At 54.5% G+C, this 23,881-nt stretch carries 17 protein-coding genes; 7 read left to right on the top strand and 10 right to left on the bottom strand.

The window, feature by feature from the left end:
* Nucleotides 1–38 precede the first annotated feature (38 nt).
* On the top strand, nt 39–869 hold the full coding sequence (gene glpG, locus AC07UY_RS05895) for a rhomboid family intramembrane serine protease GlpG (RefSeq protein ID WP_494700823.1): 831 nt from the start codon (nt 39–41) through the stop codon (nt 867–869).
* A gap of 18 nt (nt 870–887) precedes the next feature.
* Nucleotides 888–1,646, top strand: coding sequence for a DeoR/GlpR family transcriptional regulator (locus tag AC07UY_RS05900; RefSeq protein ID WP_192614265.1), 759 nt, complete (start codon nt 888–890; stop codon nt 1,644–1,646).
* Between the two features lie 92 nt (nt 1,647–1,738).
* Here AC07UY_RS05900 and malT read toward each other — a convergent pair whose 3' ends face one another.
* Nucleotides 1,739–4,444: an HTH-type transcriptional regulator MalT gene (gene malT, locus AC07UY_RS05905; RefSeq protein WP_203359716.1), complete on the bottom strand. Its 2,706-nt coding sequence runs from the start codon at nt 4,442–4,444 to the stop codon at nt 1,739–1,741.
* Between the two features lie 631 nt (nt 4,445–5,075).
* Between malT and malP the strand changes: the two genes are divergently transcribed.
* A complete protein-coding gene (gene malP, locus AC07UY_RS05910) occupies nt 5,076–7,469 on the top strand; it encodes a maltodextrin phosphorylase (RefSeq protein WP_203359717.1) in 2,394 nt (797 codons plus the stop codon).
* 9 nt (nt 7,470–7,478) lie between these two features.
* Nucleotides 7,479–9,566: a 4-alpha-glucanotransferase gene (gene malQ / locus AC07UY_RS05915; protein WP_494700822.1), complete on the top strand. Its 2,088-nt coding sequence runs from the start codon at nt 7,479–7,481 to the stop codon at nt 9,564–9,566.
* A 208-nt stretch (nt 9,567–9,774) separates the two neighbouring features.
* Here the strand turns inward: malQ and gntT are convergent, their stop codons facing one another.
* The 3 genes from gntT to gntX all read right to left on the bottom strand — a co-directional run bounded on the left by gntT (nt 9,775) and on the right by gntX (nt 12,721).
* Nucleotides 9,775–11,091 carry a gluconate transporter gene (gene gntT, locus AC07UY_RS05920; RefSeq protein WP_203359719.1) on the bottom strand — a complete coding sequence of 439 codons (1,317 nt, stop codon included), beginning with the start codon at nt 11,089–11,091 and terminating at the stop codon, nt 9,775–9,777.
* Nucleotides 11,092–11,403: 312 nt separating this feature from the next.
* Complete coding sequence (nfuA, locus tag AC07UY_RS05925) at nt 11,404–11,979, bottom strand: Fe-S biogenesis protein NfuA (RefSeq protein ID WP_192614270.1); 576 nt, start codon at nt 11,977–11,979, stop codon at nt 11,404–11,406.
* Between the two features lie 58 nt (nt 11,980–12,037).
* On the bottom strand, nt 12,038–12,721 hold the full coding sequence (gntX, locus tag AC07UY_RS05930) for a DNA utilization protein GntX (RefSeq protein ID WP_494700821.1): 684 nt from the start codon (nt 12,719–12,721) through the stop codon (nt 12,038–12,040).
* 37 nt (nt 12,722–12,758) lie between these two features.
* On the opposite strand from gntX, the gene bioH reads away from it, so the two are divergent.
* Nucleotides 12,759–13,529, top strand: coding sequence for a pimeloyl-ACP methyl ester esterase BioH (gene bioH / locus AC07UY_RS05935; protein WP_494659720.1), 771 nt, complete (start codon nt 12,759–12,761; stop codon nt 13,527–13,529).
* A 51-nt stretch (nt 13,530–13,580) separates the two neighbouring features.
* Here the strand turns inward: bioH and feoC are convergent, their stop codons facing one another.
* The 5 genes from feoC to greB all read right to left on the bottom strand — a co-directional run bounded on the left by feoC (nt 13,581) and on the right by greB (nt 19,783).
* Nucleotides 13,581–13,817: a [Fe-S]-dependent transcriptional repressor FeoC gene (gene feoC, locus AC07UY_RS05940; protein WP_494659721.1), complete on the bottom strand. Its 237-nt coding sequence runs from the start codon at nt 13,815–13,817 to the stop codon at nt 13,581–13,583.
* Between the two features lie 11 nt (nt 13,818–13,828).
* Nucleotides 13,829–16,147, bottom strand: a complete 2,319-nt coding sequence (gene feoB / locus AC07UY_RS05945; RefSeq protein ID WP_494659722.1) for a Fe(2+) transporter permease subunit FeoB — start codon at nt 16,145–16,147, stop codon at nt 13,829–13,831.
* A gap of 18 nt (nt 16,148–16,165) precedes the next feature.
* Nucleotides 16,166–16,393, bottom strand: coding sequence for a ferrous iron transporter A (gene feoA / locus AC07UY_RS05950; protein ID WP_494700820.1), 228 nt, complete (start codon nt 16,391–16,393; stop codon nt 16,166–16,168).
* 485 nt (nt 16,394–16,878) lie between these two features.
* Entirely contained in the window at nt 16,879–19,212 is a 2,334-nt protein-coding gene (locus tag AC07UY_RS05955; protein ID WP_494700819.1) for a Tex family protein, read from the bottom strand.
* 97 nt (nt 19,213–19,309) lie between these two features.
* Nucleotides 19,310–19,783 (bottom strand): transcription elongation factor GreB, encoded by a 474-nt coding sequence (gene greB / locus AC07UY_RS05960; protein ID WP_192610720.1) that lies wholly within the window; start codon nt 19,781–19,783, stop codon nt 19,310–19,312.
* Nucleotides 19,784–20,010: 227 nt separating this feature from the next.
* Here greB and ompR point away from each other — a divergent pair, with 227 nt between their 5' ends.
* Together ompR and envZ are read left to right on the top strand one after the other, a co-directional pair.
* Complete coding sequence (ompR, locus tag AC07UY_RS05965; RefSeq protein WP_001157751.1) at nt 20,011–20,730, top strand: osmolarity response regulator transcription factor OmpR; 720 nt, start codon at nt 20,011–20,013, stop codon at nt 20,728–20,730.
* Nucleotides 20,727–22,079, top strand: a complete 1,353-nt coding sequence (gene envZ, locus AC07UY_RS05970) for a two-component system sensor histidine kinase EnvZ (protein WP_276293634.1) — start codon at nt 20,727–20,729, stop codon at nt 22,077–22,079. The genes ompR and envZ overlap by 4 nt, the downstream gene beginning before the upstream one ends.
* Nucleotides 22,080–22,217: 138 nt before the next feature.
* Here envZ and pckA read toward each other — a convergent pair whose 3' ends face one another.
* Nucleotides 22,218–23,837 carry a phosphoenolpyruvate carboxykinase (ATP) gene (gene pckA / locus AC07UY_RS05975; RefSeq protein WP_494700818.1) on the bottom strand — a complete coding sequence of 540 codons (1,620 nt, stop codon included), beginning with the start codon at nt 23,835–23,837 and terminating at the stop codon, nt 22,218–22,220.
* Nucleotides 23,838–23,881: the final 44 nt, after the last annotated feature.

Consider the following 23,881-nt stretch of genomic DNA (forward strand, 5'->3'; position numbering starts at 1 on the left):
ATACTGTTCTCTTTTGTGTGGACTAAGCGACAGCAACGATGTTGATGATTACCTCTTTTGCTAACCCCCGCGTGGCGCAGGCATTTGTTGATTATATGGCGACGCAGGGCGTTATCCTGACGATCCAACAACATAACCAAAGCGACGTCTGGCTGGCGGATGAATCCCAGGCCGAGCGCGTCCAGGCGGAGCTGGCACGATTCCTCGAAAACCCGGGCGATCCGCGTTATCTGGCGGCGAGCTGGCAGTCCGGTCATACCGACAGCGGACTCCACTACCGCCGTTTCCCGTTTATTGCCACGCTGCGTGAACGGGCAGGTCCCGTTACCTGGCTTATCATGGCGGCATGCATCCTGGTGTTTCTCGCGATGAACATCATGGGCGATCAGAACGTGATGCTTTGGCTGGCCTGGCCGTTTGATCCGTCTCTGAAATATGAGTTCTGGCGCTATTTTACCCATGCGTTTATGCACTTCTCGCTGATGCACATACTCTTTAACCTGCTGTGGTGGTGGTACCTTGGCGGGGCGGTCGAAAAGCGTCTGGGCAGCGGCAAACTGGTCGTCATTACGGTGATCAGCGCACTGCTGAGTGGCTATGTGCAGCAGAAATTTAGCGGTCCGTGGTTTGGCGGGCTTTCGGGTGTTGTTTACGCATTGATGGGTTATGTCTGGCTGCGCGGTGAACGCGATCCGCAAAGTGGCATATACCTTCAGCGTGGTTTGATTATTTTTGCGTTGATTTGGATAGTAGCCGGCTGGTTTGACGTGTTTGGGATGTCGATGGCGAATGGCGCACACATCGCCGGGCTGGCGGTAGGTTTGGCAATGGCATTGGCTGATACGGTTAATGTGCGAAAACGAACATAGAAATTCCAGGGAATCAGAATGAAACAAACACAACGACATGACGCGATCATTGAACTGGTAAAAAAACAGGGATACGTCAGCACCGAGGAGTTGGTGGAGCATTTCTCCGTCAGCCCGCAGACGATTCGCCGCGATCTCAACGAACTGGCCGATCAGAACATGATTCTGCGCCACCACGGTGGTGCGGCGCTGCCTTCCAGTTCCGTGAACACGCCGTGGCACGATCGAAAAGCAACGCAGACGGCGGAAAAAGAGCGTATTGCGCGTAAAGTCGCCACGCAAATACCGAATGGCTCCACGCTGTTTATCGATATCGGTACAACGCCGGAAGCGGTCGCGCATGCGCTGCTGGACCACAGCAATCTTCGCATTGTGACCAACAACCTCAACGTGGCGAACACGCTGATGGTGAAAGAGGATTTTCGCATTATTCTGGCCGGCGGTGAGCTTCGCAGCCGTGATGGCGGGATCATTGGCGAAGCAACGCTCGATTTTATCTCCCAGTTCCGCCTCGACTTTGGCATTTTGGGGATCAGCGGCATCGATAGCGACGGCTCATTGCTGGAGTTTGATTATCATGAAGTGCGCACCAAGCGCGCGATCATTGAAAATTCACGCCACGTTATGCTGGTGGTGGATCACTCGAAGTTTGGTCGTAATGCGATGGTGAACATGGGCAGCATTAGTCTGGTCGATGCGGTCTATACCGATACCATGCCGCCCGCTGGCGTGATGCAGGTGATTGCCGAGCACCATATTCAACTGGAGCTGTGCTAATGACGTTTGCCGGATGACGGCTAAAGCCGAATCCGGCCTACAAAATCACCCGTCCTCGTAGGCCCGGTAAGCGTTAGCGCCACCGGGCGAAATCACACCCCATAACCCATCATCTTCAACAATTGCTGCGCGTGCTGCACCGCATCCTGCCGGTGTGCGACGCCAAGTTTCTGATACAGGTTGCGAATGTGCGTTTTGATGGTGGTTGCGGCGACCGCCAGCTCCCCCGCGATCTGTTCATTGCTGTAACCGGAATAGATAAGCCCCAGAACCTGCCATTCGCGTTGCGTGAGCGGGCTGGTGCGGATCAGTTCCGGCACTTCCGGGTGCGTGAGCAGACGCTCAACGAAACCCTCGTCAAAATGGGCGAACTTATGTCGGTGGTGCTGGTTAATCTCCCGCAGGATACGCTGTGCCCGGTGTTGATCGAGTTCCGGTAACGTGTTGAGCTGAAGCAGTTGGCGAAGTTGCTGCGCCATCGCTTCCCCTTCAATCACAAAGTGGCTGATGAAACCGGTACGATTCGCCAGTTGCAGCGCCTCAAGCAGCACGCGCTGGGCATCGTTTTTACGTCCTGCCTGCCAGTACAGTTGATTGAGCAGCAGCAGGTTGCGGTTCAGGTCGCTCATCAGACGTAGACTACGTGCATTTTCGTTCAGCTCTTCCAGCACAATTTCTGCGGGTTCGAACTCGCCTAACAGGATCTGCACCCTGGCGATGTTGCGCCACTGGCTTTGCAGGAAGTGGTTGTTGGCAAACGCCGGTTTTGGTGTGTGTCGCAGCCAGTGAGCGGCCGATTTTTTATCGCCGGTCATCTGCCAGTAAATCACCCGGACTTTATCCGCATTGGAGATCCAGTCACTGTGATATTGGCCGTTGCCCAGCAGGTTTTCCAGCCGGTTCAACTGGCTACGGGCATTATCCAGATCGCCACGCGCCAGCGAGCATTGCACGAGGAGCGCCAGACACTGCAATTGCTGTTGCGGCTGGAAGCCAGAGAGCACATCAATCCCACTACGGGCTGAGGCTTCAGCCTCATCCAGACGCGCCCACGCCCACAGGAGCTGCGCGCGAATGCGTACCAGGAATTCGTGCATTGGTAACTGTTCCAGGTGCTGATCTTTGATCAACTGGAACGCTTTCTCTTGCGTTTCCCAGGCCGCTTGCAGGAAGCCCTGGGCAAACAGAATTTCGCTTTGTTGGATAAGGCTCCACAGCGCGTAGTGCCAGACATCATGGTGACGCGCCATTTGCTCCGTTTGCTGCATCAATGACAGCGATTGGGCAAGATCGCCTTTACAGTGCAGAACTTCACCGTGTACGGAAGTGGCGACAATCCGGCTATAGAACCAGGCAATCGGCAGTTCGTCCAGCGCCAGTTTTGCCAGCCGCTCCGCTTCATCCGGGTTGCCGTCGTTGATCGCCACCTGCGCGCGCAATGCGTTAAATTCCGCATGCAGTGTTCCGTCCATCACGCCGTTGATCTCTTGCTCGGCGCGCGCCAGCAGGGTGTTGACCTCGCTGTAACGGTGTTGGCTCTGCATCAGCCAGGCTTGCAGCAGCACCAGTCGTGGATTTTCCAGCAGGCTTTCCCACGGCAGCGCTTTCAGTGACTCTTCCAGCAACGCCAGTTCGCTGTGGTTGAACAGACCCCACGCATGATTAAGCAGAATGTCGCGCAGCATATGTGCGTCGCCAGCCGCCAGCGCATGGTGAATGGCCTCGCTGGGGAACCCTTGCGCCATCCAGCTTTCGGCGGCGGCGCGGTGAATTTCCGGCAGTTCGGTTGCCAGTTCCCACTGGCAACGCTGACGTAAAAAGTTGCCGAACAGCGGGTGATAACTAAACCATTCGCCGGTGTCATCCATCCGTTGCAGGAACAGACCCTGGCGCTCAATCTCTTCGAGGCGCATTTGACCGTTTTCTTCGCCGGTAACACGGGCGATGAGAGCGTCGTTCATGGAGCGTAATACGGCGCTTTTTAACAGGAAGTGACGGGTGGCGACATCGACGCTGTCCAGCACTTCATCCACCAGATAATCAGACAAGTGGCTGGCGTTGATCCCTGCCAGGCGGCGTGCCGACTGGTGAGCGGGGCTATTGTTCTGGCGGGCGGAAAGGGCGATAAGCTGTAGCGCCGTTGCCCAGCCTGCAACGTCGTCACACATCCGACTGCTTTCAGCGGCTTCAATCGGGGAGGATAAACGACGGTCAAAAAACTGTTTGGCTTCCTGGTGGTTGAAGGCTAATTGCTGACTGCCTATTTCCAGGAGCTGATCGCGTACGCGCAGATTAGCGATGCCCAACTGCGGTAAGTTGCGCGACAGAACCACCAGCGTGAGGTTTTCTGGTTGATGGCGCAGGAAGAAGCGCATCGACTCATGGATAACCGGGTTGGAGATGAGATGGTAATCGTCAATGACCAGATACAGCGGACGATGCCACTCTGCCAGTTCAATAAACAGCTGGGCAAACAGTGACGTCAGGCTGGCGTATTGGCGCTTTTGCACCATCACTTCACTGGTCGAGCAATGCCCGCCAGTGGCTTGCTGGATGGCGGCAATCAGATAGCTGGCAAATCGCTCTTGCTGATTGTCACCTTCATCCAGTGAGAACCAACCTAACTCATTTTTTCCGGCTGCCCATTGTGAAATGAGCGTGGTTTTCCCGTAACCAGCAGGACTTGTGATTAGGGCTAACCTGAAATTGTTCGCGCCGGAAAGTTTAGCCAACAGGCGCTCACGAACCACTGTATGGTCGAGTCGAACCGGACGACTTAATTTAGACGGAATCAACATAGTTAATCACTTCACTGTGAGGAAATGGGGGAAAACGATTTTTTTTGCGCTTCGTAATTAATAGATATAAGGTCGGACAGAAACCGGTTTAATGCAAGTTAAGCGGACTTTTTGTGCTTCTGAATTTGCACTCTGTCACAAATATAAATATATCTGGTTGGAAACTCACTTTTATCGCCTGAATGTGCGTGGGGACTGGATTGGCACCTCATTCTGGCTGTTTCAGAGCATGTCATAAGCGCTGTATGGCGACTGCGGTTTTAATGAAAATCGTCATTTTCCCTGCATGAAAAATAAACATTTACGAAAGAGTGATAAACCAGGGGGTTATTTTAGGTTAGAAACTATTTCCGTATTTACATGTTCTTTCTAAATGATATTCCACAATTTTTCCTGGCCTCTGTTTATTCCCTTCGATAATGCGTAAAACAATATATGGCTTGCAGGGATCTGTGTGGTCATTCTGAGCATTGACGGGTCATCGCACTATCGTTAAGTGGTGGCGATCACACTTTTATGCTCATCCCCACTACTCCTCCCCGCCTAATCCCCGGTGGGAGGAGGAAGGTCAACAACGAGCCAGGCAAACTAGCAATAACGTTGTTTTATTACCTGAGGACCCGGAATTCCTATGTCACAGCCTACCTTTAATAAAGAGCAATTTCAGGCTGCCCTGACGCGTCAGTGGCAGCGTTTCGGTTTACTGTCGGCTGCCGAGATGACCTCTCGTCAATGGTGGCAGGCTGTTAGCGGCGCACTGGCTGAGTTACTCAGCGCGCAACCCGCGGCAAAACCGGCGAAAAATCAGCGCCACGTTAACTACATCTCGATGGAGTTTCTGATTGGCCGTCTGACAGGTAACAACCTGCTTAACCTGGGCTGGTATCAGGAGGTGGGCGACGCGTTGAAAGCGCACGACATCAACCTGAGCGACCTGCTGGAAGAAGAAGTCGATCCGGCGCTGGGTAACGGCGGTCTGGGACGTCTGGCTGCATGCTTCCTTGACTCGATGGCCACCGTGGGGCAGTCCGCGACAGGCTATGGCCTGAATTACCAGTACGGCCTGTTCCGTCAGTCTTTTGCCGATGGGCAGCAAATGGAAGCGCCAGATGACTGGCATCGCGGCAGCTACCCGTGGTTTCGCCATAACGAAGCACTGGATGTCCAGGTCGGCATTGGCGGCAAGGTGAGTAAAGACGGCCACTGGGAACCGGGCTTTGTGATCACCGGTCAGGCGTGGGATCTGCCGGTGCTTGGCTATCGCAATGGGATGGCGCAACCGCTACGTCTGTGGCAGGCGACCCATGCACATCCGTTCAATCTGACCAAATTTAACGATGGCGATTTCTTGCGGGCGGAACAGCAGGGCATCGACGCGGAAAAACTGACGAAAGTGCTGTATCCGAATGACAACCACACCGCAGGCAAAAAGCTGCGCCTGATGCAGCAATACTTCCAGTGTGCGTGCTCGGTGGCTGACATTCTGCGTCGCCATCACCTGGCGGGTCGCAAGCTGCATGAGCTGGCCGATTTCGAAGTGATTCAACTGAACGACACCCACCCGACTATCGCCATTCCTGAACTGCTGCGCGTGCTGCTCGACGAGCACCAGATGAGCTGGGACGAGGCGTGGGCGATCACCAGCAAAACCTTCGCTTACACCAACCACACGCTGATGCCGGAAGCGCTCGAGTGCTGGGATGAAAAACTGGTGAAAGCGCTGCTGCCGCGCCATATGCAGATCATCAAAGAGATTAACGACCGCTTTAAGACGCTGGTGGATAAGACCTGGCCGGGCGACAAAGCGGTGTGGGCGAAGCTGGCGGTGGTCCACGACAAACAAGTGCGCATGGCGAACATGTGTGTGGTGAGTGGCTTTGCGGTCAACGGCGTGGCCGCGCTGCACTCGGATCTGGTAGTGAAAGATCTCTTCCCGGAATATCACCAGCTGTGGCCGAATAAATTCCATAACGTGACCAACGGTATTACGCCGCGTCGCTGGATCAAACAGTGCAACCCTCAACTTGCCGCGCTGCTCGACAAGTCGCTGAAGAAAGAGTGGGCCAACGATCTCGATCAACTGATCAATCTGGAGAAATTTGCCGACGACGCAAAATTCCGTCAGACGTATCGCGAGATTAAACAGGCGAACAAAGACCGTCTGGCCGAGTTTGTGAAGGCGCGTACCGGGATTGAAATTAACCCGCAGGCGATTTTTGATATCCAGATTAAGCGTCTGCACGAATACAAACGCCAGCATCTGAACCTGCTGCATATTCTGGCCCTCTACAAAGAGATCCGCGAGAACCCGAAAGCAGACCGCGTACCGCGCGTGTTCCTGTTTGGCGCGAAAGCGGCGCCGGGTTATTACCTGGCGAAGAACATTATCTTTGCGATCAACAAGGTGGCGGAAGCCGTCAATAACGATCCGAAAGTGGGTGACAAACTGAAAGTGGTCTTCCTGCCGGATTACTGTGTCTCGGCGGCGGAAATGCTGATCCCGGCGGCGGATATCTCCGAGCAGATCTCGACGGCCGGTAAGGAAGCGTCTGGCACCGGTAATATGAAGCTGGCGCTGAACGGTGCGCTGACCGTTGGTACGCTGGACGGGGCAAACGTCGAAATCGCCGAGAAAGTGGGCGATGAGAACATCTTTATTTTTGGTCATACCGTGGAAGAGGTGAAAGCGCTGAAAGCCAAAGGTTACGACCCGGTGAAATGGCGTAAAAAAGACAAAGTGCTGGATGCGGTACTCAAAGAGCTGGAAAGCGGGAAGTACAGCGGTGGTGATAAACACGCGTTTGACCAGATGCTGCACAGCATGGGCAAGCAGGGTGGTGACCCGTATCTGGTAATGGCGGACTTTGCTGCCTACGTTGAGGCGCAAAAGCAGGTCGATGTGCTGTATCGCGACCAGGAAGCCTGGACCCGTGCGGCGATTCTGAATACGGCGCGTTGCGGCATGTTCAGCTCGGATCGTTCCATCCGTGATTATCAGACCCGTATCTGGCAGGCAAAGCGCTAAGGAAACGCGATGGAAAGCAAACGTCTGGATAATGCCGCGTTAGCGGCGGGGATCAGCCCCAATTATATCAATGCCCACGGTAAACCGCAGTCGATTGGCGCCGAAACCAAACGGCGTTTGCTTGACGCCATGCATCGCACCACCGCCGCCACGAAGGTGGCGGTGACACCCGTGCCAAATGTGATGGTGTATACCGCAGGCAAAAAGATGCCGCTGGCGGTCGAAGGGAGTGGGGAGTTTACCTGGATACTGACCACCGAAGAGGGGGCGCAGCACAAAGGGCACGCTACGGGCGGCAAAGCATTTCATCTTCCGGCAAAGCTGCCGGAGGGCTATCACACGCTGACATTAACCCAGGGCGAACAGCGTTCGCACTGCCGGATCATTGTGGCGCCGAAGCGCTGCTACGAACCGCAGGCGCTGCTGACGGGCCAAAAGCTGTGGGGTGCATGTGTACAGCTCTACACCCTGCGTTCAGAGCTTAACTGGGGGATTGGCGATTTTGGCGATCTCAAGGCCATGCTGGTAGACGTGGCGAAACGCGGTGGTTCCTTCATTGGATTGAATCCCATTCATGCGCTCTATCCTGCGAATCCCGAGAGCGCCAGTCCGTACAGCCCTTCTTCACGCCGCTGGCTGAATGTTATTTACATTGATGTGAACGCAGTAGAAGACTTCCGCCAGAGCGAAGAGGCGCAGGCATGGTGGCAGAAGCCCGCTACGCAGAAAGCGCTGAAACAGGCGCGGGACGCCGAATGGGTGGATTACACAACTGTGACGGCGCTGAAAATGACGGCGCTGCGTATGGCATGGCGTGGTTTCGCCGTTCGTGATGACGAGCAGATGGCTGAGTTTCGTCACTTTGTCGAACAGGAAGGCGAAAGCCTGTACTGGCAGGCCGCGTTCGACGCGCTGCATGCTTATCAGGTGAAAGAGGACGCATTGCGCTGGGGCTGGCCGGTGTGGCCGAAGGCATATCAGTCGGTGGATTCTCCACAGGTCAAACAGTTCTGCGAACAGCATCAGGATGAGGTGGATTTCTATCTCTGGCTACAGTGGCTGGCGTATACCCAATTCGCCGCCTGTTGGCAAACCAGTCAGGGATTCGACATGCCGATCGGTCTGTATCGTGATCTGGCTGTGGGCGTCGCACAAGGCGGTGCGGAAACCTGGTGTGACCGGGAGCTGTATTGCCTGAAAGCCTCTGTCGGCGCGCCGCCGGATATCCTCGGCCCGCTCGGTCAGAACTGGGGATTGCCGCCAATGGATCCCCACATTATCACCGCGCGTGCCTATGAGCCGTTTATCGAGCTACTGCGCGCCAATATGCAAAACTGCGGCGCGCTGCGTATCGACCATGTGATGTCGATGCTGCGTTTGTGGTGGATCCCCTACGGTGAAACGGCGGATCATGGCGCTTATGTCCATTATCCGGTGGACGATCTGCTCTCCATTCTGGCGCTGGAAAGTCAACGTAATCACTGTATGGTGATTGGCGAAGATTTGGGTACCGTGCCGGTGGAGATCGTCAGCAAACTGCGTAATAGCGGCGTCTATTCTTACAAAGTCCTCTATTTTGAAAATGACCATGAGAAGACCTTCCGTGCACCGAAAGCGTACCCGGAACAATCAATGGCTGTCGCGACGACGCATGACCTTCCTACGCTGCGTGGCTATTGGGACAGCGGCGATCTGACGCTCGGTAAAACGCTGGGACTTTACCCGGATGAGGCGGTCCTGCGTGAGTTGTATCAGGATCGCGAGCAGGCGAAACAAGGTCTGCTGGATGCGTTGCACAAGTATGGCTGCTTGCCAAAACGCGCAGGGCATAAGGCATCGCTGATGTCGATGACGTCGACGCTTAATCGCGGCCTTCAGCGTTATATTGCAGACAGTAATAGCGCTTTACTGGGGTTACAGCCGGAAGACTGGCTGGACATGGCGGAGCCGGTCAATATTCCGGGCACCAGCGAACAGTACAAGAACTGGCGGCGTAAACTGGCTATCCCTCTTGAACAGATGTTTGCTGATGATGAGGTGAACAAGCTGATTAAGGATCTGGATAAGCGGCGAAAAGCGGCAACGAAGAAGAAGTAACAACCAAAACGCCGGGGCTTACCCCGGCGTTTTCTTATCTGTAGCGCGGGCCGATCGACATCGTTGTAGGCCGGATAAGGCAAAGCCGCCATCCGGCAATGTTCCGTATCACGTCTGATGGTGCTTCGTTTATCAGGCCTATACGGTGAACGCTAAGCATAAAAAAAGCCGGGGATTTCCCCGGCTTTTTAGTCTGGAATGTGCGGTGTTAAACCACCATACCCAGCAGCAGACACCCTACCAGGCCGCAGACAGAGATAATGGTTTCCAGCATTGACCATGATTTGATGGTCTCACCGATGGTCAGGTTGAAATACTCTTTGAACAGCCAGAAGCCCGGATCGTTCACGTGGGAGAAAATCACGCTACCAGAACCTACGGCAATAACCATCAGCTCAGGGCTTACGCCAGTGGTGGCAATCAGCGGTGCCACGATACCACCCGCGGTAATGGCGGCAACTGTCGCTGAACCCAGCGCGATACGCAGGACGGCGGCGATAGACCATGCCATCAGAATCGGGGAGATGTTGGTTTCGTGCATCATAGAGGCGATGTACTTATCAACGCCGCTATCAACCAGAACCTGTTTGAACGCACCGCCACCGCCGATGATCAACAGCATCATGGCAATGATTTTGATGGAAGAGGACAGGGTCTCGTTAATCTGATCCATTGAACGACCACGGTTCAGACCGAAGGTGAACATCGCAATCAGGACCGCAATCAGCGTCGCCATGACCGGGTCGCCGAGGAATTCTGCGACAGCCAGGAAAGGGTGACCTTTCGGCAGGCTCATCTCTGCAACGGCGCGGAACGCCATCAGGATCACCGGTACCAGGGACGTCCAGACGCTGACGCCAAAGCCAGGCATCTCTTCTTCAGTAAAGGTTTTGGCGCTGTACAGACCTTCCGGAATTGGTTTGTCGATACCTTTCAGGCAGCGAGCAAAAACAGGACCGGCCAGAATAACGGTTGGGATTGCCAGAATGGTACCGAACAGCAGGGTTTTACCCATATCTGCATGGAAAATGGTCGCAATGGCAGTTGGGCCCGGGTGCGGCGGCAGGAAGCCGTGGGTCACGGAAAGCGCGGCCGCCATCGGTACACCGACAAACAGCAGCGGGATATTGGCAGCAGCAGCGATGGTGAACACCAGCGGCAGCATCAGCACGAAGCCCACTTCGTAGAACAGGGCAAAACCCACGGTGAAGCCGGTTAACACGACAGCCCACTGGATGTGTTTTTTACCAAATTTGGCAATCAACGTGGTGGCGATACGCTGCGCGCCGCCACAATCTGCCAGCATTTTGCCCAACATGGCGCCGAAACCCATAATCAGGGCGAGGCTGCCCAGGGTTCCACCAACACCAGCCTTGATGGAGCTAATCACTTTAACCAACGGCATGCCTTGCATCAGACCGACTGCAAGCGCTACCAGGACGAGAGCGATAAATCCGTTCATTTTGAAGCGGATCATCAGAAGAAGTAACAAGATGACACCGATAGCAACGATGACTAATGGCATGATTTACCTGGCCTTTACTTTGTTATGGGTAACGTCAGTGTTTAGATGACAAAATCCGGTTTTCCCAACGGGGAACAGAACCGTAGCGGCACCAGTACTGAGTGCCTTCGAAACTCTTTAGTTTAGTCGGCTGTTATGGGGTGGTTAGGTGCCCATACGAATGATACGGGTAACATGTATGAGTTGAGAATCACCCAGGCAGGCAAAATTTGAATTATGAGACGCAGGTCATGTTATGAGGTCGGATCTTTCAGGAAGGAGAAGGCAAATACAGGCCCGGTGAGCATGGCGTCACCGGGCAAAGGCAGGCTCTTAGTAGTAAGAGTGCTCGCCGCGCTGGTGTTCGGTCAGGTCGCGAACGCCTTTCAGTTCAGGGAACTCGTTCAGCAGCTGTTTTTCGATGCCTTCTTTCAGGGTGACATCGACCATAGAACAGCCGTTACAGCCGCCGCCAAACTGCAGAATGGCGTAGCCTTCGTCGGTTATCTCCATCAGCGTCACGCGACCGCCGTGGCCCGCCAGCTGTGGGTTGATCTGCGACTGGATTGCGTATTCCACGCGCTCCATCAGCGGCGCATCATCAGCAACTTTACGCATTTTCGCGTTTGGCGCTTTCAGCGTCAGTTGAGAACCTAACTGGTCGGTCACAAAATCAATTTCGGCATCTTCCAGATACGGCGCGCTCAGCTCATCGACATAGGCGGTGAGCAGGTCAAATTTGATGGGCGTGTCGGTTGCTTCCACGGCGTCCGGCGGACAATAAGAAACGCCACATTCAGCGTTAGGCGTACCGGGATTGATCACAAATACGCGGATTTGTGTCCCTTCTTCCTGATTTGCCAGCAGTTTGGCAAAGTGCGCTTGTGCAGCCTCGGAAATATGGATCATAGTAATGGCCTAATAGTTGACTATTTTAGTTGGTTATAATACGCCCATCATCGAGGCTCTACAAGGTTCGACACAGGCACCATACCTGGACAGTCGCTGCGCCGTTGCGTAAAAGCAGTTGCGCGATCTCCGCGACGGTACTTCCGGTAGTGACGACATCATCCACAATAACCATATGGAGTCCCCGCACCGGCAATTCAAGGCGAAATGCGTTTTTCAGGTTACGTTTGCGTAATCTGGCGCTGAGATGGTGCTGGGTGGCCGTCGCCCGGACCCTCGTCACGGACTGACTATCCCAGGAGCATCCCAGCCAGCGCGCCAGCGGGCGGCATAAGAGATCGCTTTGGTTAAATCCCCTGCGCCAGTGGCGGCGCTGCCAAAGCGGTACGCTGACTATCCGGTCAGGTAACCGGAGACCAGTGGCGCGGCGAGCCAGTAATACCTCTTGCAATAGCAGTCGCGAAAGGGCGAGGGCGATTTCACAGCGGCGGGAAAATTTAAGCTGGTGGATGAGCGAACTCAGCGGCGGGGTATAGTCGCTAACGGTGACCAGTCGTTGCCAGGGGGGCGATTTTTGCAGACAACGTCCGCAGGGGAGAGTGGCATGTGTGGCCGGTAAACCGCACTGCGGACACAGGCAAACGCGGCAGCGTACCGACTGCGCGCATACCGAACAAATTCCCCAATGACCGAGCGCCAGCGGCATTCGGCATAGCCAGCATAAACCCGGTACTGTTAGCATATGCGCATCCTTGTTGGCTAAAAGAGAACAGTAACTGATGAATGACATCTGGTGGCAGACCGAAGGTCAGGGAAATTGTCATCTTGTGCTGCTGCACGGATGGGGATTGAACGCAGAAGTCTGGCATTGCATAAGCGCGGAACTGGCTTCGCATTTCACCCTGCATCTCGTTGACTTACCGGGTTTTGGCCGGAGTCAGGGATTTGGCGCAATGACGCTCGAGGCGATGGCGGAATGCGTACTGAAACAGGCGCCGGATAAAGCCGTTTGGCTCGGTTGGAGTCTGGGCGGGCTGGTCGCCAGTCAGGTGGCGCTAACGCATCCTGAACGCGTTCAGGCGTTGGTCACCGTGGCCTCATCACCACGCTTTAGCGCCCATGAAGAGTGGCCGGGCATCAAACCGGAAATTTTAGCCGGTTTTCAACAGCAACTGAGTGAAGACTTCCAGCGTACGGTGGAACGTTTTCTGGCGCTGCAAACGCTGGGAACGGAGACGGCGCGTCAGGATGCGCGGGCATTGAAAAAAGCCGTACTGGCGCTGCCGATGCCGGAGGTCGAAGTGCTGAACGGCGGTCTGGAAATCCTCAAAACTGCCGATCTCCGTGAGCCACTAAAAGCACTGACCATGCCGTTTTTGCGTCTGTACGGTTATCTGGATGGTCTGGTGCCGCGTAAAGTGGTGCCGATGCTGGATGCGTTATGGCCGGAAAGTGAGTCTGAAGTTTTTGCGAAAGCGGCACATGCGCCGTTTATCTCGCATCCTGATGCGTTTTGTCAGGTGCTAATCGCCGTGAAGGATAAGCTGTAACAGCGGCGTGCCGCCCGGCGATGTGATTTTCGCCGGGCCGTGTGCGGTGAACTACCGTAACGTCCACCACTCGCGCAGGCACGCTTTCCCCTCCGGGCAGCTCTTACAACTTCCGGAGAGACACCCGTCGGTGTCCTCCTGAATGCGCACGGCTTTACCCATGTTCTCTAGCTGACTCAGCATCGCATCAATCATAGGCTGCGGAGTATGAAGTGTGTGGCTAATTTGTTTAGCCTCCATCCGTCCCCGCAGCGCCAGTAAATCACGAACCTGAATAAGTGAAGCCATTATTCGCAGCCTTAGTGGCAGTCGCCCGTTGAGCTGGCGCAGCAGGAACTTGCCGTTTTACGCGTGGCCAGCAATTCGATATCCACGCGGCTACGGGCGCGACGCAGCAGACCCAGAACCACAATGTTGAACAGGATGACGGCCAGAATGCAGACCAGACTGTAGGTCGGGTGCTGGCTGTAGCTGGCCACCTGATAAAACAACGTCGACAGTGAGTAGGCGATGTTCAGACCCCACAGAATGGAGAAGCCCATCCAGCCGCGACTGGATTCACGAGAAATAGCGCCCATCACCGAGATGCACGGTACATACAGCAGGACGAAAATCAGATAGCTGTAGGCTGCCGCCGCGCTACCGAATTTGGCACCCATCACGCCCATTGCGCCTGTCGCCATTTCGCCGTCGCCTTTGCTGGCTTCAATCGGGTTCGCCAGTACGCTGAGGCTGAAGGTATCTTTCAGGCTCTGCCAGGTTTCGTCTACCGCGCCCATCAACTCGTCACCGAGGTTGAACTCTGCGGGGTTGAACTCCTCTTCCTGGATGTTTTCTGCGGTATAGAGCGTGTTGAGCGTACCGACCACGACCTCTTTCGCCATTGCACCGGTAAACAGCCCTACCGTTGCCTGCCAGTTATCTTCATGAACGCCAATCGGTTTAAAGATGGGGGTGATCACGCGGCTCACGGAGGCGAGGGCAGAGTCGTTGATGTTGTCGACGATTTTCCCGCTCAGGGAGAAGCTGTTAAAGGCACTGAGGAAAATACTGACGATGATGATCACTTTACCGGCGCGCAGGACGAAGCCTTTCAGGCGCTGCCAGGTTTGAATGACCAGACTCTTAATGTGCGGAACATGATAGACCGGCAGTTCCATAACAAACGGAGAGGCTTCGCCACGCATGATGGTGTGTTTGAGCATCAGACCGGTCAACACCGCCATCACAATACCGAGCACGTAAAGTGAGAAGACCGCCAGCGCACCATTCTGCCCAAAGAAGGCAGCAGCAAACACCGCAAAAATCGCCAGGCGTGCGCCGCAGGACATAAACGGCGCCATCATGATGGTCATCAGACGTTCACGTGGTGCATCCAGAGTACGCGCGCCCATCACCGAGGGGACGTTGCAACCAAAGCCCACAATCAGCGGCACGAATGACTTACCCGGCAGCCCCAGTGCTTGCATCAACCGGTCCATCACAAACGCTGCGCGCGCCATGTAACCGGAGTCTTCAAGGAAGGAGAGGAACAAGTACATCATCCCGATCTGCGGCACCAGCGGCAGAACGGTGTTGATCCCACCGCCAAGGCCCTGGGCCAGGAAAATAGTTAACCACTCCGGGAAGTGAAGGGTGTAGCCAATCCACTGGATACCATGCACAAACAGTGCGACCGAGCCGACGTCAAACAGCGGCTGTAAAGCACCACCGATGTTAATGGCAAGCAGGAACATCAGGTACATGACGAACAGGAAAATCGGCAGACCGAGGAAGCGGTTAAGGATGATTTTATCCACTGCCGTGGTGAAACGGCTGGGTTCGGCGGTCAGCGTATTGCTCACCACGTCGCAGATGGCGGCGATACACTGGTAACGCGCGTCGGCGATGTGCAGCGCCGGATCATCCATCGTCTCGCTTAAGCGCGCTATTGAGGCGTCAAGACGTTGCGCGGCGTCACCGGCATACGCGCGGCTATAGATATCGCCTTCCAACATTTGCAGACCAAGCCAGCGGCGCTGTTGCAACGGCATATCCGTAGACATCGCGTCAGCCAGCGAATGGGCTTCACGTAAAAGCGGCTGGGCATAATGCACCAGCTCAACGCTGTCATTTGCCTGATGGCGGTCGATGGCTAATTTCAGCGCTTCAATCCCACGACCCCGTGTGGAAACCAGCGGGACCACAGGACAGCCAAGGCGTGCGGACAGGGCATCAATATCAATACGGATCTGCTGTTTTTCAGCAATATCCAGCATGTTGAGTGCGACAATGCAGGGAATGCCTAATTCAAGCAGTTGTAACGTCAGGTAGAGGTTACGCTCAAGGTTAGAGGCATCGACCACGTTGATCAGCAGGTCTGCGTCGCCGCTCAGAATGTAATGGCAGGCAATTTGCTCATCAAGCGAGGTTTGCGACGAAATGGTGGTTAGCGAATAGGTGCCGGGTAAATCGACCAGCGTGACCTGATTATCGGTCGTGGCGAACTGACCCTCTTTACGTTCGACGGTAACGCCAGCCCAGTTGCCCACACGCTGACGCGCACCGGTGAGCTGGTTAAATAAGGTTGTCTTGCCGGAATTTGGATTGCCAATTAAACCAATGGTTAATTTTTTCATTTTTATAGACTCACTGTATTAACAGGAAACCGCTTCCACTTCTAATAAGGCCAGATCTTTTTTACGCAATACCAGGCTAACACGACGCGTTTCGATATGAATGGGGTCGCCTAAGGGCGCAACGCGCACCACATTAAAAGAAGAGCCGGGCAGCATGCCGAGGGAAAGCAGTTTCTGACGGTACGCCGGACTGATTTCACGGGCAAAACCGGTAATTTTCCACGTAGTGTCTGGAGTAAATTGCATAGGGCCTACTTTGTTTCTCGCTAACTGGATGTTTACCTCATGCGGTGCGCAGAGCGGAGGGCATGAGACCAGATGATTAGCCAACGAAGGAAAGATTAAATAATCAACAGTACAATGATAATGAGAATGGTTTCTATCATCAATACTTAAAATGTGACCGAATGTGGTTTTGTATAATAAATTGAACCAATCTTGATATGGCTCAACATTTATTCCCCTTACGGACAGGTAATGCCATTCGCAATAATTAACCCTCTTAATGTTTAATTAACGTTTTATATGTTAACGATGTGATAATTAATAGTGTCATCCTCACCTGATGAAATTAATTAACAGATTCATTCTGCAGACGTTAATTGTTAAACCGTAAATGGATTTGCTTGTCGGGAAGAAAGGGGGAAAAGCTTGGGGATCCAAAAAAAACGGAAGGCTGCTTCTGGCACGAGAGCCGTGCCAGAAGCAGGAAGACGCAAACAAAACCGGCGTTAGCGTTTTTTACCCATCGCTGCGGCCAGTGCGTCCATCATGGCGCTGTTACCGGCAGGTTGAGCGTCGCGACCGCGTGGTTTTGCCGCTTTTGCCGCCGGGCGATTGCCCTGGGCACGTTCGTTACTGCCGCTACTGCGACGGGCGTTCGTTTCACCGGGCTGTTCGTCCAGACGCATGGTCAGGGCAATACGCTTACGTTGCAGATCCACTTCCAGCACCTTCACTTTAACGATGTCGCCCGCTTTCACCACGGTATGAGGATCTTCGACGAACTTGTTCGACAGGGAAGAGATATGCACCAGTCCGTCCTGATGGACGCCGATATCCACAAACGCGCCAAAGTTGGTCACGTTGGTGACTGCGCCTTCCAGGATCATGCCAGGCAGCAGATCGTTCATGGTCTCTACACCATCGGCAAACTGAGCGGTTTTAAACTCCGGACGCGGGTCGCGACCCGGTTTTTCCAGCTCTTTGATGATATCGGTGACGGTCGGCACCCCGAAGCGTTCGTCAGTAAAGTCAGACGCTTTCAGGTTACGTAACTCGCTGCTGTTGCCCATCAGGTCGCGCAAGGACTGTTCGGTGGCCGCCAGAATGCGTTCAACGATAGGGTACGCTTCCGGGTGAACCGTGGACGCATCCAGCGGGTTGTCACCATGGTTGATACGCAGGAAGCCCGCGCACTGTTCAAAGGCTTTTGGCCCCAGACGGCTTACCTTCAGCAACTGCTGGCGGTTCTGGAATTGGCCGTTCTCATCACGCCAGCTCACGATATTCTGCGCCATCATCCGGGTCAGACCCGCCACGCGGGTTAACAGTGGCACGGATGCTGTGTTTAGATCGACACCGACGGCGTTTACGCAGTCTTCGACTACGGCGTCCAGTTTACGGGCGAGTTGAGTCTGGCTGACGTCATGCTGGTACTGGCCCACACCGATGGATTTCGGATCGATTTTTACCAGCTCGGCCAGCGGATCTTGCAGGCGTCGGGCGATAGAAACCGCGCCGCGCAGCGAAACGTCGAGATCCGGGAATTCCAGAGCAGCCAGTTCGGAAGCCGAGTAAACGGATGCACCGGCTTCGCTGACGATCACCTTTTGTGCGGTCACTTTCGGGAACTGTTTCTGTACGTCGAGAAAGAAACGCTCCGTTTCACGTGATGCGGTGCCGTTGCCGATGGCGACCAGTTCGACGTTGTATTTTTCGCACAGCGCGGCAACCGCGACGGCGGCTTTCGCTGCCTGACCGGTATGCGGGTAAATGGTGTCGGTGGCGACCAGTTTGCCGGTACCGTCGACAACAGCGACCTTCACGCCGGTACGCAGACCCGGATCGAGACCCATAGTGGCGCGCAGACCGGCAGGCGCTGCCATCAGCAGATCGTGCAGGTTACGGGCGAAGACGTTAATCGCTTCATCCTCCGCGCGCTCGCGCACGGTTCCCATCAGCTCGGTTTCGAGGTGCATCAGCACTTTAATACGCCATGTCCAGCTCACTACGCCTTTACGCCAGCTGTCCGCCGGGGCGTTGTTCAGGCGCAGGCCGAGGTGGTCCTGGATAATCTGTTCGCCGTGGCTCTCTTTCGGCGGCTCATCGAACTGCGGATCGGCATTCAGCGAGAGCTGTAATACGCCTTCGTTACGACCGCGGAACATTGCCAACGCGCGGTGAGACGGAACGGAGGAGATCGGTTCGTGATGGTCGAAGTAGTCGCGGAATTTCGCGCCTTCTTCCTCTTTGCCTGCCACCACGGTCGCCACGATGTGGGCGTTTTTCCACAGATAATCACGTACTTTCGCCAGCAGAGCGGCGTCTTCGGCAAAACGCTCCATCAGGATGTAGCGCGCTCCGTCGAGTGCCGCTTTGGTGTCAGCCACGCCTTTTTCGGCGTCGATGTATTTGGCGGCTTCTGCTTCCGGGTCGTTGGACGGGTCGGTCCACAGCAGATCGGCCAGCGGCTCAAGGCCTGCTTCGATGGCTATTTGTCCACGGGTACGGCGCTTCGGTTTATAAGGCAGGTAGAGATCTTCGAGTTCGGTCTTACTTAACGTACCGTTGATGGCATTTGCCAGCTCATCGGTCAGTTTGCCTTGCTCGGAAATAGATTTGAGGATCGACTGACGTCTGTCTTCCAGTTCGCGTAAATACCCCAGACGCGTTTCCAGGTTACGCAGTTGCGTATCATCCAGACCGCCGGTGATTTCCTTACGATAACGTGCGATAAACGGCACGGTGTTCCCTTCGTCAAGCAGGCGAACGGCAGCTTCTACCTGTTCGGCGCGTGCCTGAATTTCGCCCGCAATAATGCGGCAGAAAGAATCATTCATCATGGATTGGCTTCATCTACTGAGTAAAAATCAGGGAATAGTTATACGGACTGACTGGCAAAAATGCCAGTCATCCACAGGGGCTTCGGATTGTTCCTGCTCATTTTACGTATTCGATCGTATTAACGTACCAGCTCGCTTCTCCCGCAGGCGTGTTCACCACGGCGAGATCGCCCACTTCTTTTTTCAACAACGCGCGCGCCATCGGCGAGTCGATAGAGATGTAATCCTTACGGCCGAAAATTTCATCATAACCGACGATACGAAAGCGACGGGTATCACCGTCGTCGTTTTCGATTTCCACCCATGCGCCGAAGAACACTTTGCCTTCCTGCTGCGGGGAGTAGTCGACAATTTTGAGATTTTCCATGCATTTGGTGAGATAACGGACGCGGCGGTCGATCTCACGCAGTCGCTTTTTATTATACTGGTAGTCGGCATTCTCGCTGCGGTCGCCAAGACTTGCGGCCCAGGTCACTTTTTTTGTGACTTCAGGGCGCTCTTCACGCCAGAGATAATTTAGCTCTTGTTTGAGTTTTTCGTACCCTTCCCGGGTAATCAGGGGCGTTTTCATCTTATTGATTTACCTTCGACGCTGTGATTATGCGCACAATTAGTATTACGCGACGTAATCAACAGAATAAATAATGTGCCGCAAGTTTCATTGTATACTTAAGCTGCTGTTAAATATGCTTTGTAACAATTTAGCCTGGAATTCATACCAGAATTCACTGGTGACGAACGTGAGCTTTCTTAAGAATACACACTTACAATTGTTGCGAACCTTTGGGAGTACAAACAATGCAAGAGAATTATAAGATTCTGGTGGTAGATGACGACATGCGTTTGCGCGCGCTTCTGGAGCGTTATCTGACCGAGCAGGGCTTCCAGGTTCGAAGCGTCGCCAACGCTGAGCAGATGGATCGTCTGCTAACCCGCGAATCCTTCCATCTCATGGTACTGGATTTAATGTTGCCAGGTGAAGATGGCCTGTCAATTTGCCGTCGTCTGCGTAGCCAGAGCAACCCGATGCCGATCATCATGGTGACCGCCAAAGGTGAGGAAGTTGACCGCATTGTGGGGCTGGAAATCGGTGCTGACGACTATATTCCTAAACCGTTTAACCCGCGTGAACTGCTGGCGCGTATTCGCGCAGTGCTGCGTCGTCAGGCGAACGAGTTGCCTGGCGCCCCTTCTCAGGAAGAAGCGGTCATTGCTTTCGGTAAGTTCAAACTGAATCTGGGCACCCGCGAAATGTTCCGCGAAGATGAGCCGATGCCGCTGACCAGCGGTGAGTTTGCGGTTCTTAAGGCGCTGGTGAGCCACCCGCGTGAGCCGCTGTCGCGCGACAAACTGATGAACCTGGCGCGTGGTCGTGAATACTCCGCAATGGAACGTTCCATCGATGTGCAGATTTCGCGTTTGCGTCGCATGGTGGAAGAAGATCCGGCGCACCCACGTTATATTCAGACCGTTTGGGGTCTGGGCTATGTCTTTGTGCCGGACGGTTCTAAAGCATGAGGCGAATGCGCTTCTCGCCACGAAGTTCATTTGCCCGCACGTTGCTACTCATCGTCACTTTGCTGTTTGTCAGCCTGGTGACGACCTATCTGGTGGTGCTGAACTTTGCGATTCTGCCGAGCCTCCAGCAGTTTAATAAGGTCCTGGCCTACGAAGTTCGTATGCTGATGACGGATAAACTGCAACTGGAGGACGGCACGCAGCTCGTTGTGCCTCCCGCGTTCCGCCGGGAAATTTACCGTGAGCTGGGCATTTCTCTTTACTCCAACGAAGCCGCCGAAGAGGCTGGCCTTCGTTGGGCGCAACACTATGAATTCTTAAGCCATCAGATGGCGCAGCAGTTGGGTGGCCCCACGGAAGTACGCGTCGAGGTCAACAAAAGCTCGCCCGTCGTTTGGCTAAAAACCTGGCTATCGCCCAACATTTGGGTTCGTGTGCCGCTGACTGAAATCCATCAGGGCGATTTCTCCCCACTGTTTCGCTATACGCTGGCGATAATGCTCATGGCGATAGGTGGCGCATGGCTGTTTATTCGTATCCAGAACCGACCGCTGGTGGATCTCGAACATGCGGCGTTGCAGGTCGGGAAGGGCATTATTCCACCGCCGCTGCGTGAGTATGGCGCGTCGGAGGTGCGCTCCGTGACCCGAGCCTTTAACCATATGGCGGCGGGCGTGAAGCAACTGGCCGATGACCGCACGTTGCTGATGGCGGGGGTGAGTCACGATCTGCGTACACCGCTGACGCGTATTCGTCTGGCCACTGAGATGATGGGCGAAGAGGACGGTTACCTCGCGGAGTCCATCAACAAAGATATCGAAGAGTGCAACGCCATTATCGAGCAGTTTATCGACTACCTGCGTACCGGGCAGGAAATGCCGATGGAGATGGCCGATCTTAATGCCGTGCTGGGCGAAGTCATTGCCGCGGAAAGCGGTTACGAGCGCGAAATCGACACTGGGTTACAGCCAGGCACTATTCTGGTGAAGATGCATCCGCTGTCGATTAAGCGTGCGGTCGCCAATATGGTGGTCAACGCGGCACGCTATGGTAATGGCTGGATTAAAGTCAGTAGCGGGACGGAACCTCATCGCGCCTGGTTCCAGGTTGAGGATGACGGTCCGGGGATTAAGCCGGAGCAGCGCAAACACCTGTTCCAGCCGTTTGTACGCGGCGATAGCGCCCGCAGCACCAGCGGTACCGGGTTGGGTCTGGCGATTGTGCAGCGTATCGTTGATAACCATAACGGCATGCTGGAGATTGGCACCAGTGAGCGGGGCGGACTCTCTATTCGCGCCTGGCTGCCGGTTCCGATGGCTCGCATTCCGGCGTCAATCAAGGACGTGTAGAACTGACGTGTAAAAAAGGGAGGCTAAATGCCTCCCTTCGTTTTTCTGAATAGCCTGCTGGCGCTGTGCTTATCAGGCCTACGTTCGTGTTGTGGTAAGCCGGATAAGGTATTTATGCCGCCATCCGGCACATTCGACTTACAGCTTCGGACCGGCGCTCACCAGCGCTGCGCCTGCTGGGGTATCGGTGTATTTCTCGAAGTTCTCAATGAACAGTTTTGCCAGCGCGGATGCTTTTTCCTGCCACTGTTCTGGTGACGCGTAGGTATTACGTGGATCAAGAATGCGCGTGTCCACGCCCGGCAGTTCGGTAGGGATTGCCAGGTCAAACATCGGCAGACTGAAGGTTTCCGCGTCGTCCAGGGAACCATTCAGGATGGCATCGATGATGGCGCGAGTATCTTTGATGGAGATACGTTTACCAGTACCGTTCCAGCCGGTGTTCACCAGGTATGCCTGCGCGCCTGAGGCTTGCATACGTTTCACCAGCACTTCTGCGTACTGTGTCGGGTGCAGCGACAGGAATGCTGCGCCGAAGCAGGCGGAGAAGGTCGGCGTAGGTTCAGTGACGCCGCGCTCAGTCCCTGCCAGCTTAGCGGTAAAGCCAGACAGGAAGTGGTACTGCGTCTGGTTTGCAGTCAGACGGGAAACCGGCGGCAGCACGCCGAACGCATCAGCGGTCAGGAAGATAACTTTAGTGGCATGACCCGCTTTGGAGATTGGCTTGACGATGTTATCGATGTGATAGATCGGGTAAGAAACGCGGGTGTTCTCGGTTTTGGAACCATCATCAAAATCAATGGTGCCGTCGTTGCGGACCGTCACGTTTTCCAGCAGCGCATCACGGCGGATTGCGTTATAGATCTCCGGTTCAGCGTCTTTAGACAGCTTGATGGTCTTCGCGTAGCAACCGCCTTCAAAGTTAAACACGCCGTCGTCATCCCAGCCGTGTTCGTCATCGCCAATCAGACGACGTTTCGGGTCGGTAGAGAGGGTGGTTTTGCCAGTGCCGGAAAGACCAAAGAAGACCGCGACATCGCCTTTCTCGCCCACGTTGGCGGAGCAGTGCATGGACGCAATGCCTTTCAGCGGCAGCAGGTAGTTCATCACTGAGAACATCCCTTTCTTCATTTCACCGCCGTACCAGGTACCGCCAATCAACTGAATGCGTTCGGTCAGGTTGAATGCCACGAAGTTCTCAGAGTTTAATCCCTGTTCTTTCCATTGCGGGTTGGTGCATTTCGCGCCGTTCATCACGATAAAGTCAGGTTTGAAGCTGACCAGTTCTTCATCGCTCGGGCGGATAAACATGTTTTTGACGAAGTGAGCCTGCCAGGCAACTTCCGTAATAAAGCGCACAGAAAGGCGGGTATCGGCGTTGGCACCGCAGAAGGCATCAACGATGAACAGACGCTTGCCAGAGAGTTGTTGGGTCACCAGACCTTTCAGATGCTGCCAGGTTTCCTGAGCGAGCGGTTTGTTGTCGTTCTTCCCTTTGCCTTTGTCGGACCACCAGAGCGTATCACGCGTGGTGTCATCACGAACAATGTACTTATCCTTTGGCGAACGTCCGGTAAAGATACCGGTATCAACAGCAACGGCGCCGAGGTTCGTTAGCACACCACGCTCATAGCCTTCCAGGGAAGGGTCGAGCTCTTCCTGGTAAAGCGTTTCGTAGCTTGGGTTGTAAACGATATCCTGAACGTCATTGATACCATAAGCCTTGAGATCTTGCGGGGTTAAACTGTTCACACGCATTTCACTGCTCCTTAGCCAAGATGTATTACCTGAAATATTAAGGT

This window comes from Citrobacter sp. GW821-FHT02E08 (assembly GCF_059421685.1).

Excerpts from the sequence above, each read along its gene's own strand:
- glpG (WP_494700823.1), top strand. The coding sequence starts at position 39 with ATGTTGATGATTACCTCTTTTGCTAACCCCCGCGTGGCGCAGGCATTT.
- AC07UY_RS05900 (WP_192614265.1), top strand. The coding sequence starts at position 888 with ATGAAACAAACACAACGACATGACGCGATCATTGAACTGGTAAAAAAA.
- malT (WP_203359716.1), bottom strand. The coding sequence starts at position 4,444 with ATGTTGATTCCGTCTAAATTAAGTCGTCCGGTTCGACTCGACCATACA.
- malP (WP_203359717.1), top strand. The coding sequence starts at position 5,076 with ATGTCACAGCCTACCTTTAATAAAGAGCAATTTCAGGCTGCCCTGACG.
- malQ (WP_494700822.1), top strand. The coding sequence starts at position 7,479 with ATGGAAAGCAAACGTCTGGATAATGCCGCGTTAGCGGCGGGGATCAGC.
- gntT (WP_203359719.1), bottom strand. The coding sequence starts at position 11,091 with ATGCCATTAGTCATCGTTGCTATCGGTGTCATCTTGTTACTTCTTCTG.
- nfuA (WP_192614270.1), bottom strand. The coding sequence starts at position 11,979 with ATGATCCATATTTCCGAGGCTGCACAAGCGCACTTTGCCAAACTGCTG.
- gntX (WP_494700821.1), bottom strand. The coding sequence starts at position 12,721 with ATGCTAACAGTACCGGGTTTATGCTGGCTATGCCGAATGCCGCTGGCG.
- bioH (WP_494659720.1), top strand. The coding sequence starts at position 12,759 with ATGAATGACATCTGGTGGCAGACCGAAGGTCAGGGAAATTGTCATCTT.
- feoC (WP_494659721.1), bottom strand. The coding sequence starts at position 13,817 with ATGGCTTCACTTATTCAGGTTCGTGATTTACTGGCGCTGCGGGGACGG.
- feoB (WP_494659722.1), bottom strand. The coding sequence starts at position 16,147 with ATGAAAAAATTAACCATTGGTTTAATTGGCAATCCAAATTCCGGCAAG.
- feoA (WP_494700820.1), bottom strand. The coding sequence starts at position 16,393 with ATGCAATTTACTCCAGACACTACGTGGAAAATTACCGGTTTTGCCCGT.
- AC07UY_RS05955 (WP_494700819.1), bottom strand. The coding sequence starts at position 19,212 with ATGATGAATGATTCTTTCTGCCGCATTATTGCGGGCGAAATTCAGGCA.
- greB (WP_192610720.1), bottom strand. The coding sequence starts at position 19,783 with ATGAAAACGCCCCTGATTACCCGGGAAGGGTACGAAAAACTCAAACAA.
- ompR (WP_001157751.1), top strand. The coding sequence starts at position 20,011 with ATGCAAGAGAATTATAAGATTCTGGTGGTAGATGACGACATGCGTTTG.
- envZ (WP_276293634.1), top strand. The coding sequence starts at position 20,727 with ATGAGGCGAATGCGCTTCTCGCCACGAAGTTCATTTGCCCGCACGTTG.
- pckA (WP_494700818.1), bottom strand. The coding sequence starts at position 23,837 with ATGCGTGTGAACAGTTTAACCCCGCAAGATCTCAAGGCTTATGGTATC.